The sequence below is a fragment of the Chelativorans sp. ZYF759 genome, from assembly GCF_012911015.1.
Classification (GTDB): domain Bacteria; phylum Pseudomonadota; class Alphaproteobacteria; order Rhizobiales; family Rhizobiaceae; genus ZYF759.
Genome location: NZ_WVVV01000004.1, coordinates 246494 through 259623 on the forward strand (window position 1 = coordinate 246494; position 13130 = coordinate 259623).

The 13130-nt window shown below is 65.4% G+C and carries 11 protein-coding genes; 3 read left to right on the forward strand and 8 right to left on the reverse strand.

What is annotated here, in order from left to right; all coding sequences use genetic code 11:
• Positions 1–38: 38 nt before the first annotated feature.
• Together mutL and GRZ55_RS09050 are read right to left on the reverse strand one after the other, a co-directional pair.
• Positions 39–1841 carry a DNA mismatch repair endonuclease MutL gene (mutL, locus tag GRZ55_RS09045; RefSeq protein ID WP_169286567.1) on the reverse strand — a complete coding sequence of 601 codons (1803 nt, stop codon included), beginning with the start codon at positions 1839–1841 and terminating at the stop codon, positions 39–41.
• Positions 1842–1928: 87 nt separating this feature from the next.
• Positions 1929–2837, reverse strand: a complete 909-nt coding sequence (locus GRZ55_RS09050; RefSeq protein ID WP_169286568.1) for a LysR substrate-binding domain-containing protein — start codon at positions 2835–2837, stop codon at positions 1929–1931.
• A 108-nt stretch (positions 2838–2945) separates the two neighbouring features.
• Between GRZ55_RS09050 and GRZ55_RS09055 the strand changes: the two genes are divergently transcribed.
• Positions 2946–4484, forward strand: a complete 1539-nt coding sequence (locus tag GRZ55_RS09055; protein WP_169286670.1) for a trimethylamine methyltransferase family protein — start codon at positions 2946–2948, stop codon at positions 4482–4484.
• Between the two features lie 38 nt (positions 4485–4522).
• Here the strand turns inward: GRZ55_RS09055 and GRZ55_RS09060 are convergent, their stop codons facing one another.
• Positions 4523–4903, reverse strand: a complete 381-nt coding sequence (locus GRZ55_RS09060) for a lysozyme inhibitor LprI family protein (RefSeq protein ID WP_169286569.1) — start codon at positions 4901–4903, stop codon at positions 4523–4525.
• A 79-nt stretch (positions 4904–4982) separates the two neighbouring features.
• Between GRZ55_RS09060 and GRZ55_RS09065 the strand changes: the two genes are divergently transcribed.
• The gene (locus GRZ55_RS09065; RefSeq protein WP_169286570.1) at positions 4983–7037 is read left to right on the forward strand and encodes an NADH:flavin oxidoreductase; all 2055 of its coding nucleotides are present in this window, start codon (positions 4983–4985) and stop codon (positions 7035–7037) included.
• Between the two features lie 99 nt (positions 7038–7136).
• Positions 7137–8345 carry an acyl-CoA dehydrogenase gene (locus tag GRZ55_RS09070; protein WP_169286571.1) on the forward strand — a complete coding sequence of 403 codons (1209 nt, stop codon included), beginning with the start codon at positions 7137–7139 and terminating at the stop codon, positions 8343–8345.
• A gap of 63 nt (positions 8346–8408) precedes the next feature.
• Here the strand turns inward: GRZ55_RS09070 and pheT are convergent, their stop codons facing one another.
• The 5 genes from pheT to rpmI form a co-directional block, all read right to left on the reverse strand.
• On the reverse strand, positions 8409–10814 hold the full coding sequence (gene pheT, locus GRZ55_RS09075; protein WP_169286572.1) for a phenylalanine--tRNA ligase subunit beta: 2406 nt from the start codon (positions 10812–10814) through the stop codon (positions 8409–8411).
• A 7-nt stretch (positions 10815–10821) separates the two neighbouring features.
• The gene (locus tag GRZ55_RS09080; RefSeq protein ID WP_169286573.1) at positions 10822–11259 is read right to left on the reverse strand and encodes a hypothetical protein; all 438 of its coding nucleotides are present in this window, start codon (positions 11257–11259) and stop codon (positions 10822–10824) included.
• Positions 11256–12341 carry a phenylalanine--tRNA ligase subunit alpha gene (gene pheS, locus GRZ55_RS09085; RefSeq protein WP_169286574.1) on the reverse strand — a complete coding sequence of 362 codons (1086 nt, stop codon included), beginning with the start codon at positions 12339–12341 and terminating at the stop codon, positions 11256–11258. The genes GRZ55_RS09080 and pheS overlap by 4 nt, the downstream gene beginning before the upstream one ends.
• Positions 12342–12450: 109 nt before the next feature.
• The gene (gene rplT, locus GRZ55_RS09090; RefSeq protein ID WP_169286575.1) at positions 12451–12855 is read right to left on the reverse strand and encodes a 50S ribosomal protein L20; all 405 of its coding nucleotides are present in this window, start codon (positions 12853–12855) and stop codon (positions 12451–12453) included.
• 29 nt (positions 12856–12884) lie between these two features.
• Complete coding sequence (rpmI, locus tag GRZ55_RS09095) at positions 12885–13094, reverse strand: 50S ribosomal protein L35 (RefSeq protein WP_169286576.1); 210 nt, start codon at positions 13092–13094, stop codon at positions 12885–12887.
• Between the last annotated feature and the right edge of the window lie 36 nt (positions 13095–13130).

A 13130-nucleotide genomic window follows, 5' to 3' on the forward strand; every position in this document is an offset into this window, starting at 1 on the left:
CGGTTCCGCCACAAAATGCCGGAGAGGTCAAGCAACCGTCATCGACGGCCGAACAGCCGCTCGATATCGGCAAGCTTCAGCTCGATATAGGTAGGACGGCCGTGATTGCAGGTGCCCGAACCCGGCGTCGCTTCCATCTGCCGCAGAAGGGCGTTCATTTCCTCAGGCCTAAGCTGACGTCCCGACCGGACCGAGCCATGGCAGGCCATGGTCGAGGCGATGCTGTCGAGCCGCGCCTTGAGGCTGTCCACGCTGTCGTTCTCGGCAACCTCATCGGCCAGGTCGCGCACCAGCGAGGGGACATCGACCTCGCCCAGCATCGACGGCGTCTCCCGCACGATGACGGCGCCCGGCCCGAAACGTTCGAGCCCCAGACCCAGACGCGACAGGAACCCGGAATGCGCGGCAAGTCGGTCGGCATCTTCTTCCGACAGATCGACGATTTCGGGGATCAGCAGCATCTGGGAAGCCAGCGGCCTGGCGTAGAGCGCCTCCTTCATCGCTTCGTAGACGAGGCGCTCATGGGCGGCGTGCTGGTCCACGATGACGAGCGAGTCGCCCGTCTGCGCGATGATGTAGTTCTCGTGGATCTGGGCGCGCGCGGCACCGAGTGGCGCCTGCAGGACGGCGGTCTCGGCCTCGGGCGGGGGCCGGACATCCGCACTGACGACCGCGCCGATGTCGAAGGCGGCCTGCGGCCCTGCCGAAAAGCCGCGATCGAGCGGCGCGTGGAAGGCGTGGGCGGCCTCCCGGCTGGGCCCGGATGGCGGTCTCTGGGCGAAGGGAACGACAGACCCTGTACGAAAGGTCTGTGCCATGGCATCGCCTGCCTGCGAGGAGGCGCGAATTCCCTCCCCCGCAAGCGCCTGCCGTACAGCACCGACGATCAGGCCGCGCACAAGACCTGAATCGCGGAAGCGCACATCGGCCTTGGCCGGGTGCACGTTGACGTCGACCAGCGCGGGATCGAGTTCGATGAAGAGGGCCGTCAGCGGGTGCCGGTCGCGGGCGAGCATATCCGCATACGCCCCGCGCACCGCGCCCGCGAGCAAACGGTCGCGCACCGGCCGGCCGTTCACATAGGCAAATTGCTGCATCGCGTTGCCGCGGCTGAAGGCCGGGATCGATGCCAGTCCGGTGAGGCGGACACCTTCCCGCTCGGCCGCGATTTCAACAGAATTCTCCACGAATTCACGCCCGAGCACGTCGGCCAGCCGATCGCGAAGGCCTGTCGCATCGTCCCTGCCGGCCGCCAGATCGAGCGTCGAGCGGTCGGTGCCGGTCAGGATGAAGCGCACGGCGGGAAAGGCGATGGCGATGCGCTTGACCACCTCCGTGATGGCCGTGGCCTCGGCGCGCGTGCTCTTCATGAATTTCAGACGTGCCGGCGTGGCGAAAAACAGGTCGCGCACCTCGACGAGCGTTCCGGGATTGGCGGCGACAGGGCGCGGCGCGATCGCCCGCCCGCCCTCGACCGAAATCTCGGCACCCTCCACGGCGTCACGCGGGCGCGAGCGGATCGTCAGCCGCGACACCGATCCGATCGACGGCAGTGCCTCACCACGAAAACCGAGCGAGTGGATGGCATCGATCCCGCCATCGAGCTTGGAGGTGCAATGGCGGCCAATCGCCAGCGGCAACTCGCCGATCGGCATGCCTGCCCCATCATCGGTGACGCGAATCAGCGACAACCCGCCGCCAGCCGTCGCGATCTCGATGCGCCGTGCACCCGCATCGAGCGCATTTTCGACGAGTTCCTTGACGACGCTGGCCGGTCGCTCGATCACTTCGCCGGCGGCGATCTGGTTGACCGTGGTCTCTGGGAGCTGGCGGATGGGCATGGGACCACAATAGGCGGATTCGCCCTGGCTGCGATAGGTCGACCGGGCGGCATCGACAGGAAGTTGTTGGCCGCCACGATCCCCGCCTCATCGATTGTGGGGCGATGTGAGCCAGTCGCGCACCTGGATGGCCAAGGGTGAGAGCGGCCTGCCCCTCGGCCAGGCTACGTGAAAGCTCTTGCCGGTCAGGAGATTGTGGTCGGTGAGGCGCAGCAGGACGCCCTTCTCGACCAGGCCGTCGGTAAGATGCCCCCAGCCAAGGGCAATCCCCTGACCTTCGATGACCGACTGGATCACGGCGACATAGTCGTTGATCTGCAGGCCCTTCGGCGCGTTGCCGCCGGCAATGCCCGCCGAAGCGAACCACTCGCTCCAGGTGACCGTCGAACGAAAAGGCTCCTCGTGGTGGATCAGGCGGTGGGACAGCAGATTCTCGACTGTCTCCGGGCGACCGAAGCGGGCGACGTAGCTCACGCCGCAGACCGGGTAGATCTCTTCCGGGGCCAGGATTTCACATTTGTAGTGGGGCCATTCCCCCGCCTCGCCCCCGCGTATGCCGAGCGGGATCCCCTCGCCCACCAGGTCCAGGTCGCGGTCGGCCGTCTGGATGCGCAAGTCGATCTCCGGCAGGTCCTCGCGAAAGCGCTGCAGGCGCGGCACCATCCAGAACGCGGCGAAGGCGGTCGATGCCGAGAGCGTCACATGGCCACCGACGGCGACCGCACGAAGGCCCTGCGCCGAGCGATGAATATGCGACAGGCCCAGCGACACGTCGGCATGAAAACGCTGCCCGGCCGCGGTCAGCCGCACCCGCCGGTGCTCGCGCAGGAAGAGCGTGGTGGCAAGCTGCACCTCCAGCCGACCGATCGCGTAGGAGACCGCCGCCTGCGTCATGCCAAGCTCGCGCGCGGCGGCACTGAAGCTTGCCAGCCGACCGGCCGCCTCGAACACGACAAGACCGTTGATCGACGGGATGAGATGACGGAGCGTTTCCATAAATTCAGCTTATCAACTCGATGAATCTTTTCCAGCGTTACACGGCGCCAGCCCATGCCTAGTCTGCATTTGGTGCTGGAGCGGTGTTCGATGACAGAAGCAGGCATTATGGCAACAGATGCAAGGCCGCAGCGATCAGGTCGCAGCGCGCGCCGCGCCGAGCGGGAACAGGGACCGCAAGGGCTTGGCCGGCCCTACATCATTCGCAACATCCCCAATTACGACATTCTCTCGGAGGAGAACCTTCTCCGCATCGAGGCGACCGCCGATCGCATCCTGGCCGAGATCGGCATCGAGTTCCGCGACGATCCCGACACGCTCGCCCATTGGAAACGTGCCGGTGCCCATGTCGACGGCGTGCTGGTGCGGTTCGAGCCCGGCATGCTGCGCGAAATCCTCAAGACCGCGCCGGCCGAGTTCACCCAGCATGCGCGCAATCCCGCGCATTCGGTCCAGATCGGCGGCAACAACGTGGTCTTTTCGCCGGCCTATGGCTCGCCCTTCGTGATGGATCTCGACCAGGGGCGCCGCTACGGCACGATCGAGGATTTCCGCAATTTCGTGAAACTCGCCCAGGCCTCGCCCTGGCTGCACCATTCGGGTGGCACGATCTGCGAGCCCGTGGACGTGCCCGTCAACAAGCGCCATCTCGACATGGTGTTCAGCCACATCAAATATTCCGACCGCGGCTTCATGGGTTCGGTGACGGCGGAAGAACGGGCTGAAGATTCCATCGACATGGCCCGCATCCTGTTCGGCCGCGACTTCGTCGAGGAAAACTGCGTCATTCTCGGCAATGTCAACGTCAACTCGCCGCTCGTCTGGGACGGCACCATGACGAAGGTGCTGAGGGCCTATGCCCGCGCCAACCAGGCAGGCGTCGTGGTACCCTTCATCCTCGGCGGCGCCATGGGGCCGGTGACCAATGCCGGTGCCATCGCCCAGTCGCTGGCCGAGACCATGGCGGGATGCGCACTGACCCAGCTGGAACGGCCGGGCGCGCCGGTGATCTTCGGCAATTTCCTGTCTTCCATGGCGCTTAAATCGGGATCGCCGACCTTCGGCACGCCGGAGCCGGCCATCGGATCGATGGTGATCGGCCAGCTCGCGCGGCGGCTCGCCCTGCCGCTGCGCTGCTCGGGAAACTTCACCACCTCAAAGCTGCCCGACGCCCAGGCCATGACGGAAGGCACCATGTCGATGCTGGCCGCCATCCACTGCGGCGCCAACTTCATCCTGCACTCGGCGGGCTTCCTCGACGGGCTCCTGTCCATGTCCTACGAGAAATTCGTGCTCGACTGCGATCTGTGCGGCGCATTGCACACCTATCTCGACGGGATCAAGATCGACGACAACGAACTCGCTCTCGACGCCTTTCGCGAGGTCGGCCCCGGCAACCACTTCTTCGGCTGCGCCCACACCATGGCGAACTACCAGACCGCCTTCTGGGAATCGGGTCTGGCAGACAACGACCCGTTCGAGACGTGGTCCGAGGCTGGCGAAGACGATGCCGCAACACGCGCGAACCGGCAGTGGAAGAAGACCTTGGCCGAGTATGAAGCGCCGCCGCTCGACCCGGGCATTGCCGACGGGCTCGAAGACTTCATGGCTCGGCGCAAGGCCGGAATGGAGGATGCGTGGTATTGAGATCCGGACCGCGCCGCCACGACGTCTCCCGTGCCGGCCTAGTTGCCGTAGATCGCTTCAAGCTCAAGCGCGCGGTCCCTGGTGAGCGCAAACATGCAGGTGTTGCCCTCGATGGCGGCAATTGAGCCCTCCCCGGAACGGTAGAATGTACAACTGGCGTCCCGATAGGCCAGCCAGGCCCGCTGAACGTCACGCAAAGCCGTCCGGCGTTCGCCCTGCTGGGCGTCCAGAGCCACCTTGTAGATCGCGTTCAGCCGGGCGTCCCATTCATCGTAAAGCTCGGTCACGCATTCGACGATCTCCAGGGTGGACGTCAGATCGCCGCATCTTTCATAGTCGCCGGTGTACCAGTCGGAACCGGAAGCCGTGCGAAGCCCGACCAGGAAGAGAAGCGAGAATGCGAGTGGCAGCCGTGACATCGATTTCCTCCTTGGGACGCAGCCGCATGAAAGCGTCGGCGCGCCGGCTCTGTCAATCGCGCGATCGAGAGGCAGATCGATGACGCAATCCCCTTCCCGCGACCCCCTGCTCCAGCCCTTCCAGCTGAAGCATCTGACCTTCAAGAACCGGCTGATGTCGACGGCGCACGAGCCGGCCTATTCCGAAGACGGCCTGCCCAAAGAGCGCTACCGGCTCTATCATGAAGAAAAGGCCAAGGGCGGCATCGCGCTGACCATGACCGCTGGCTCCGCGCTCGTCAGCCGCGACAGCCCAGCGGCCTTCGGCAATCTCCACGCCTATCGCGACGAGATCGTGCCCTGGCTGGCGGAGCTGACGGACGCCTGCCACGCGCATGACTGCAAGGTGATGATCCAGCTCACCCATCTCGGCCGCCGCACCGGCTGGAACAAGGCAGACTGGCTTCCGGTTCTCTCCGCCTCGCCGGTGCGCGAGGCGGCCCATCGCGCCTTTCCCAAGGAAGCTGAGGAATGGGACATCGAACGCATCGTGGCCGACTACGCGAGTGCCGCCCAGCGCTGCCAGGCCGCCGGGCTCGATGGCATCGAGTTCGAGGCCTATGGCCATCTGATGGATGCCTTCTGGTCGCCGGCCACCAATCGCCGCGACGACGCCTTTGGCGGGTCGCTGGACAACCGGCTGCGTTTCACCTGGAGGGTGATCGACGCGGTGCGCGCTTCCGTCGGACCCGACTTCGTCGTCGGCATCCGCATGGTCGCCGACGAAGACAGCCAGGCGGGGCTCAGCCGCAGTGAGGGCGTCGAGATCGCCCGGCGGCTGGCCGGATCGGGCCAGATCGACTTCCTCAACATCGTCCGCGGCCGCATCGACACCGACGCCGCACTCACCGGCGTGATCCCGATCACCGGCATGCGCTCGGCGCCGCATCTCGATTTTGCCGGCGAGGTGCGCGAGGCGACACAGATCCCGATGTTCCACGCGGCCCGCATCGCCGACGTGGCGACCGCCCGCCATGCGGTGGCGGCAGGAAAACTCGACATGGTCGGCATGACGCGGCCCCACATGGCCGACCCGCACATCGCACGCAAGGTGGCAAACGGGCTCGAACACCGGGTGCGCCCCTGTGTCGGCGCGACCTATTGCCTGGACCGCATCTATGAGGGCGGCGAGGCGCTGTGTATCCACAACGCCGCCACCGGCCGCGAGGCCACCATGCCGCATGTCATCGCGAGGACCGAGGGCGTGCCCAGGCGCGTCGTCGTGGTCGGCGCCGGGCCGGCGGGGCTCGAGGCCGCGCGGGTGGCGGCCGAACGCGGTCATGTCGTCAGCGTGCTGGAGGCGTCTGGCAAGGCTGGCGGCCAGCTGAACCTCGCAACCCAGCTGCCGCGTCGCCGCGAACTGGCCGGCATCGTCGACTGGCGACTGGCCGAACTCGAGCATCTGGGCGTGCCGATCCGCTACGATTGCTGGGCCGAGCCTTCCGACGTCCTGGAACTTCAACCCGACGTGGTGGTGATCGCCACCGGCGGCCTGCCGCAATCGCCGCCACTGGAAGAAGGCGCGGATCTGGTCGTCTCGAGCTGGGACATCCTGTCGGGCGCGGCCAAGCCCGCCGGCAGCGTGCTGCTTTACGACGACAATGGCGGCCATCAGGGCATGTCGGCGGCCGAGGCGATCGCCAATGCCGGCGTCACGCTCGAACTGCTGTCGCCGGAACGCTTCTTCGCGCCGGAAATGGGCGGCATGAACCATGTTCCCTACATGCGCGCCTTCCACGAGGCGGGGGTGCGAATCACCATCAATACGCGCCTGATCGCGGTCCGCCGCAACGGCAACCGTCTGGTGGCCACGCTCGCCTCCGACTATGCGCCGGGCTGGCGCGACGAGCGAGAAGTCAACCAGATCGTCGTCGAGCATGGCACCATGCCCAATGACGAGCTGTACTTCGCGCTCAAGCCCCGATCGCGAAATTGGGGCGAGGTGGACCACGCCGCGCTGATCGGCGGCGGGCGCCTCTGCCCGGAGCGCAATCCGGAAGGCCGCTTCGACCTCTTCCGCATCGGCGACGCCATCGCCTCGCGCAACATCCACGCCGCGATCTATGACGGGTTGAGATACGCGTTGCGGGTGTGATCGGCGCGACGGTTTGACGTCACGTGACGAAAATGCTTTGGCGGGGGCAAGCGACGCCCTAATGTAGGCGCATCACCAAGAAGGAAGAAGAAGACCCCGATGAACATCGACGTCAAAGCCCAGAGCGCCAAGGCCTCCTTCGTCTGGAACGATCCCTTCCTGCTGGAGGACCAGCTGGAGGAAGACGAGCGCATGATCCGCGATGCGGCGGCGGCCTTTGCCGCCGACAAGCTCGCGCCCCGCGTCCAGGACGCCTACATGGAGGAGAAGACCGACCCGGCGATCTTCCGCGAGATGGGCGAGGCCGGCCTGCTCGGCATCACCATCCCTGAGGAATATGGCGGCTTGGGAGCCGGCTACGTCACCTACGGCCTGGTCGCGCGCGAGGTCGAGCGGGTGGATTCCGGCTACCGCTCGATGATGAGCGTGCAGTCTTCGCTCGTCATGCACCCGATCCATGCCTATGGCTCGGAAGAGCAGCGCAAGAAGTACCTGCCGGGGCTGGCCGCCGGCGAGCTGATCGGCTGCTTCGGGCTGACCGAGCCCGATGCCGGCTCCGATCCGGGCGGCATGAAGACCCGCGCCGAGAAAACCGCCACCGGCTACCGGCTGACCGGCAACAAGACCTGGATCTCCAACGCACCGATCGCCGACGTCTTCGTCGTCTGGGCGAAGTCGGCCGCCCATGACGACCAGATCCGCGGTTTCGTGCTCGAGAAGGGCATGAAGGGCCTGTCGGCGCCGAAGATCGGCGGCAAGCTGAGCCTGCGCGCCTCCATCACCGGCGAGATCGTCATGGAGGGCGTGGAGGTCGGCGAGGACGCGCTTCTGCCCAACGTGTCGGGCCTCAAGGGCCCCTTCGGCTGCCTCAACCGCGCCCGCTACGGCATCTCCTGGGGCGTGATGGGCGCAGCGGAAGATTGCTGGTTCCGCGCCCGCCAGTACGGCCTTGACCGCAAGCAGTTCGGCCGGCCGCTGGCCGCCACCCAGCTCTTCCAGAAGAAGCTGGCCGACATGCAGACCGACATCGCGCTGGGGCTGCAGGGCTCGCTTCGGGTCGGGCGCATCTTCGATGAAGGCAAGATGGCACCGGAGATGATCTCCATCGTCAAGCGCAACAATTGCGGCAAGGCGCTCGATATCGCCCGCCAGGCCCGCGACATGCATGGCGGCAACGGCATCCAGATCGAGTACCACGTGATGCGCCACGCGGCCAATCTGGAGACCGTGAACACCTATGAAGGTGCCCACGACGTCCACGCGCTGATCCTGGGTCGGGCGCAGACGGGGATACAGGCGTTTTTCTGATCGATTGAGCAGTTGAAACAACAGCGCCGCCGGTGGCCATGCCCCGGCGGCGCTGTTGTTTGGTCAGGCGCGCAGTTCACCGCCTGTCTGCTTGCCGACATTCTCGACGATGCGGGCGGCCAGCGCCTCGAAATCCTCGTCCGTCAGCGTTTTGTCGGTGGGCTGGATGGAAACCTCGATGGCCACCGACTTCTTGTCAGCGCCAAGGGATGCGCCCTCGAAGACGTCGAAGACGCGCACGCCGGTGATCAGCTTCTTGTCGGCCCCGGCGGCGGCCTTCACCAAGGTCTGCGCCTCGACCTCGCGGCCGACCACGAAGGCGAAGTCACGCTTGACCGCCTGGAAGGGCGAAATGTCGAGACGGGGCTTGGTGCGCGTGGCCTTGGCCTTGGGCTCAGGGATCGCGTCGACAAAGACCTCGAAGCCGCAAAGCGGGCCCGACACGTCGAGCGTCTCCAGCGCCCTGGGGTGAAACTCGCCGAAGGTGGCGAGCACCACCTTGGGGCCTAGCTTGATCGAACCGGAACGGCCCGGGTGATACCAGTCCGGGCCGCCGGCTTCGACCATCAGCTTGTCGACCGGAGCGCCGCAGGCTTCCAGCACTGCAATGGCATCGGCCTTGGCGTCGTAGACGCCGACATTGCCCGCATTGCCGGCCCAGTGGCGTCCCTGGCCTTCCATGCGCGCCGTGCCGCGCCGGACACCGGCGGCCAGCCGACGTTGGCCTTCCGGATGATCGCCCTCATAAGCGCCCGAGACCTCGAACAGGGCGACATCGGCGAAGCCGCGATCGGCGTTGCGCTGGGCGGCAGCGATGAGGCCCGGCAGGAGCGAGGGCCGCATGTCGGACATGTCGGCGGCGATCGGATTGGCGAGCTGGAGCGCCCTGGCACCGCCGCCGAAGAGTTTTGCATGTTCGTGCGGGATGAAGGACCAGGTCACCGCCTCCATCATGCCGCGCACGGCCAGCGCGCGACGCGCCGCACGCGTGCGGTTCTGCAGCGTGGTGAGCACCTTGCCATTGACCGTGTTGTGGGCCGGCAGCGGCTGCGGCGCGATCTCGTCGACACCGTGAATGCGCATGACCTCCTCGACCAGATCGGCCTTGCCCTCGATATCCGGCCGCCAGGAGGGAACAAACACCTCGACCGTGTCGCCCTCGCCCGAGGGCGTGAAGCCCAGCCGCTGGAGGATCGACAGGCTTTCGGCGCGCGGCACGTCGAGCCCTGTCAGGCGCTCGACCTCTGCCAGCGGGAGGGAGACGGTGTTCGGCGTGTAGCCCTCATAGCCGACCACTTCGGCCTCCGACGGCTCGCCGCCGCAGAGTTCCACCACCATCCTGGTCGCCAGCTCCAGGCCCGGCACCATGAATTCGGGATCGACGCCACGTTCGAAACGGTAGCGCGCATCGGTCACGATGCCGAGTTCGCGGCCGGTCTTGGCAGTGACCATCGGGTTCCAAAGTGCCGATTCAATCAGCACGTCGGTCGTGTTCTCGTCGCAGCCCGAATGCTCGCCGCCCATGATGCCGGCGATGGATTCCACTCCGTTCTCGTCGGCGATGGCGCACATTTCCGACGTCAGCTCATATTCGCGTTCGTCGAGGCCCAGCACCTTCTCGCCATTCCTGGCGTGGCGGACGACGAGGTTGCCCTTGACCTTGGCGGCATCGAAGACGTGCAGCGGCCGGCCGCGGTCGAAGGTGATGTAGTTGGTGATGTCGACCAGCGCGTTGATGGGACGCAGGCCGATGGCGAGCAGCCGCTGCTGCAGCCATTTGGGCGACGGCCCGTTCTTGACGCCGCGCACGAGACGCAGGGCGAAGCCGGGGCAGAGATCGGGCGCCTCGATGGTCACCTTCACTGGGCATGGCCCCTGCCCTGACACGGGCGCGACCGCGCCGTCCTTGAGCATACCAAGGCCGGCGGCGGCCAGATCACGTGCGATGCCGTAAACGCCCGTGGCGTCCGGCCGGTTCGGCGTCAGGCCGATCTCGATCACCGGATCGTCGAGCCCGGCCCATGTCGCAAACGGCGTGCCGACGGGGGCGTCGCCCACGATGTCGATAATGCCGTCATGCTCGTCCGACAGCATCAATTCGCGCTCCGAACACATCATGCCGCGGCTTTCCACGCCGCGAATGTTGCCGACAGAGAGCGTGGTGTCGATGCCCGGGACATAGGTGCCGGGTGCGGCGAAGGCGCCGACCAGTCCCGCCCGCGCGTTCGGCGCGCCGCAAACGACCTGGACAGGATCGCCCGAGCCCGTGTCGACCGAAAGCACGCGCAATTTGTCGGCGTCGGGGTGCTTTTCCGCCGTCAGCACGCGCGCGATGACGAAAGGCTTGAGCGCCGCCTTGTCGTCGACGGATTCGACCTCGAGCCCGATCATGGTGAGCTTTTCCACGATCTGATCGAGCGAGGCGTCGGTCTCGAGGTGTTCCTTGAGCCAGGAGAGGGTGAATTTCATTGTTAGCCTACTGGTACTTGAACGGCAGAAGGGTTTTAAGTTCGGGCAAACTAAGTTTGGACGAGGCAAAGCAATCTGCGCGCATTGTCAGCACCATGTGTGCATACGCATCCGCAGCGCGCGTACCGTCAATCTGCCCAACCTTATCTGCCATCTGCTCGTGGAATGCGCTGACGGCACGGATGACATCATCGGTACCGTAGATGAAGATATTGGCATAGGCCTCTTGGTAGATCGCGGGCTCTCTTTGGCCGATCATATTAAATTGCACGGCGGTGACGTAGGTCGCAAATACTTCTCGCCTTTTTGCCAGTAGCGTTTCGTTTCTGTTGATACGGGCGTTAATCAAATACGCTGGAATTGCCAAAATGGCAGCTATGAGCGCCGCGACCAATGGCATCGCCGCCTGAACAACGGATAGCCAGTCGGGCGCTTGGTCCGTCACGCGCTCAACCCCGCAAACAAGGTCGGCATGTCCAGCGGGCGGAAGCCGTAATGCTGGAGCCAGCGCACGTCGGCGTCGAAGAAGGCGCGCAAATCCGGCATGCCGTATTTCAGCATGGCGATGCGGTCGATGCCCATGCCCCAGGCAAATCCCTGATAAACGTCCGGATCGAGCCCGGCGAAGCGCAGAACGTTGGGGTGAACCATGCCGCAGCCGAGGATTTCCATCCAGTCATTGCCCTCGCCGAAGCGCACCTCGCCGGGCTTCGAACGGTCGCACTGGATGTCGACCTCGAGCGACGGCTCGGTGAAGGGGAAGAAGGACGGCCGGAAGCGCATCTTGACGGACGGCACCTCGAAATAGGCCTTGCAGAACTCTTCCAGCACCCAGCGCATGTTGGCGACATTGGCCGTCTTGTCGATGACGAGCCCCTCGACCTGGTGGAACATGGGCGTGTGGGTGGCGTCGGAATCCTGCCGGTAGGTCTTTCCGGGGATGACGATGCGGATCGGCGGTTCCTGGACCTCCATGGTGCGGATCTGAACCGGCGAGGTGTGGGTGCGCAGGAGCTTGCGCTCGCCGGTCTCGTCGGGCGGGAAGAAGAAGGTGTCGTGCATCTCGCGCGCCGGATGGCCTTCGGGGAAGTTCAGCGCGGTGAAATTGTAGTGGTCGGTCTCGATGTCGGGACCTTCGGCGACCGAGAACCCCATGTCGGCGAAGATCGCGGTGATCTCGTCGATCACCTGGCTGATCGGGTGGATGCGGCCGCGCTCGGCCGGCGACTGGCGCACGGGCAGCGTCACGTCGAGCTTCTCGGCGGCCAGCCGCGCCTCTATGGCCACGTCGCGCAGTGCCGCCTTGCGGGTCGAAATCGCATCGGTGACGCGGGTCTTCAGCCCATTGATGGCGGGTCCGGCCTGCTGCCGCTCCTCGGGGGACATCGAACCCAGCGTCTTCAGCCGCTCGGAGATCGAGCCCTTCTTGCCGAGCGCGGAAACGCGGACCGCCTCGATCGCGGCCTCGTCACCGGCTGCCTCGATCTCGGCCATCAGCGTGGCCTCGAGTGTCTTCAGGTCGCTCATCTGTTCGGTCACCTGTCTCGTGTCCTTTCGGCGAACAAGGAAAAACCCGCGCCAGCCCTGCCAGCGCGGGTTTCCCAATAACAGTTTTCGAATGCTTGGGAAGCGCTGGTCAGGCTCTGACAGCGCTCTCAAAAGCGTTCGGGGTCGTGTCCTTCAGGTAGGCGAGCGCGTCCTTGGCCTTGGCGACCATGGCAGCGAAGGCCTGAGGCTCGTGAATCGCCATATCGGACAGGACCTTGCGGTCGACCTCGATGCCGGCCTTGCCCAGACCGTCGATCAGGCGGCCATAGGTCAGGCCGTGCTCGCGGGCGGCGGCATTGATGCGCTGGATCCAGAGCGCGCGGAAATTGCGCTTGCGAACCTTGCGGTCGCGATAAGCGTATTGCAGCGACTTCTCGACCGCCTGCTTGGCGATGCGGATGGTGTTCTTGCGGCGGCCGTAGAAACCCTTGGCCTGAGCGAGAACCTTCTTGTGCTTGGCGTGGGAGGTAACGCCTCTCTTTACGCGTGCCATGTCATGATCTCCTTAAATTCGTCTCAGGCTCAAAGTCCGCCGCCGTTCGGCAGATAGTTCTTTACGACCTTCTTGCCGTCGGGCTCGGCCAGAACCATCATGCCGCGCGCGTCGCGGATGAACTTGTTGGAACGCTTGATCATGCCATGGCGCTTGCCGGCAGCGGCCGCCTTGACCTTGCCGGTGCCTGTGATCTTGAACCGCTTCTTGGCGGCAGACTTGGTCTTCATCTTGGGCATTTTGCTACTCCGTTCTTCTCGTGCCCACGCCATGTC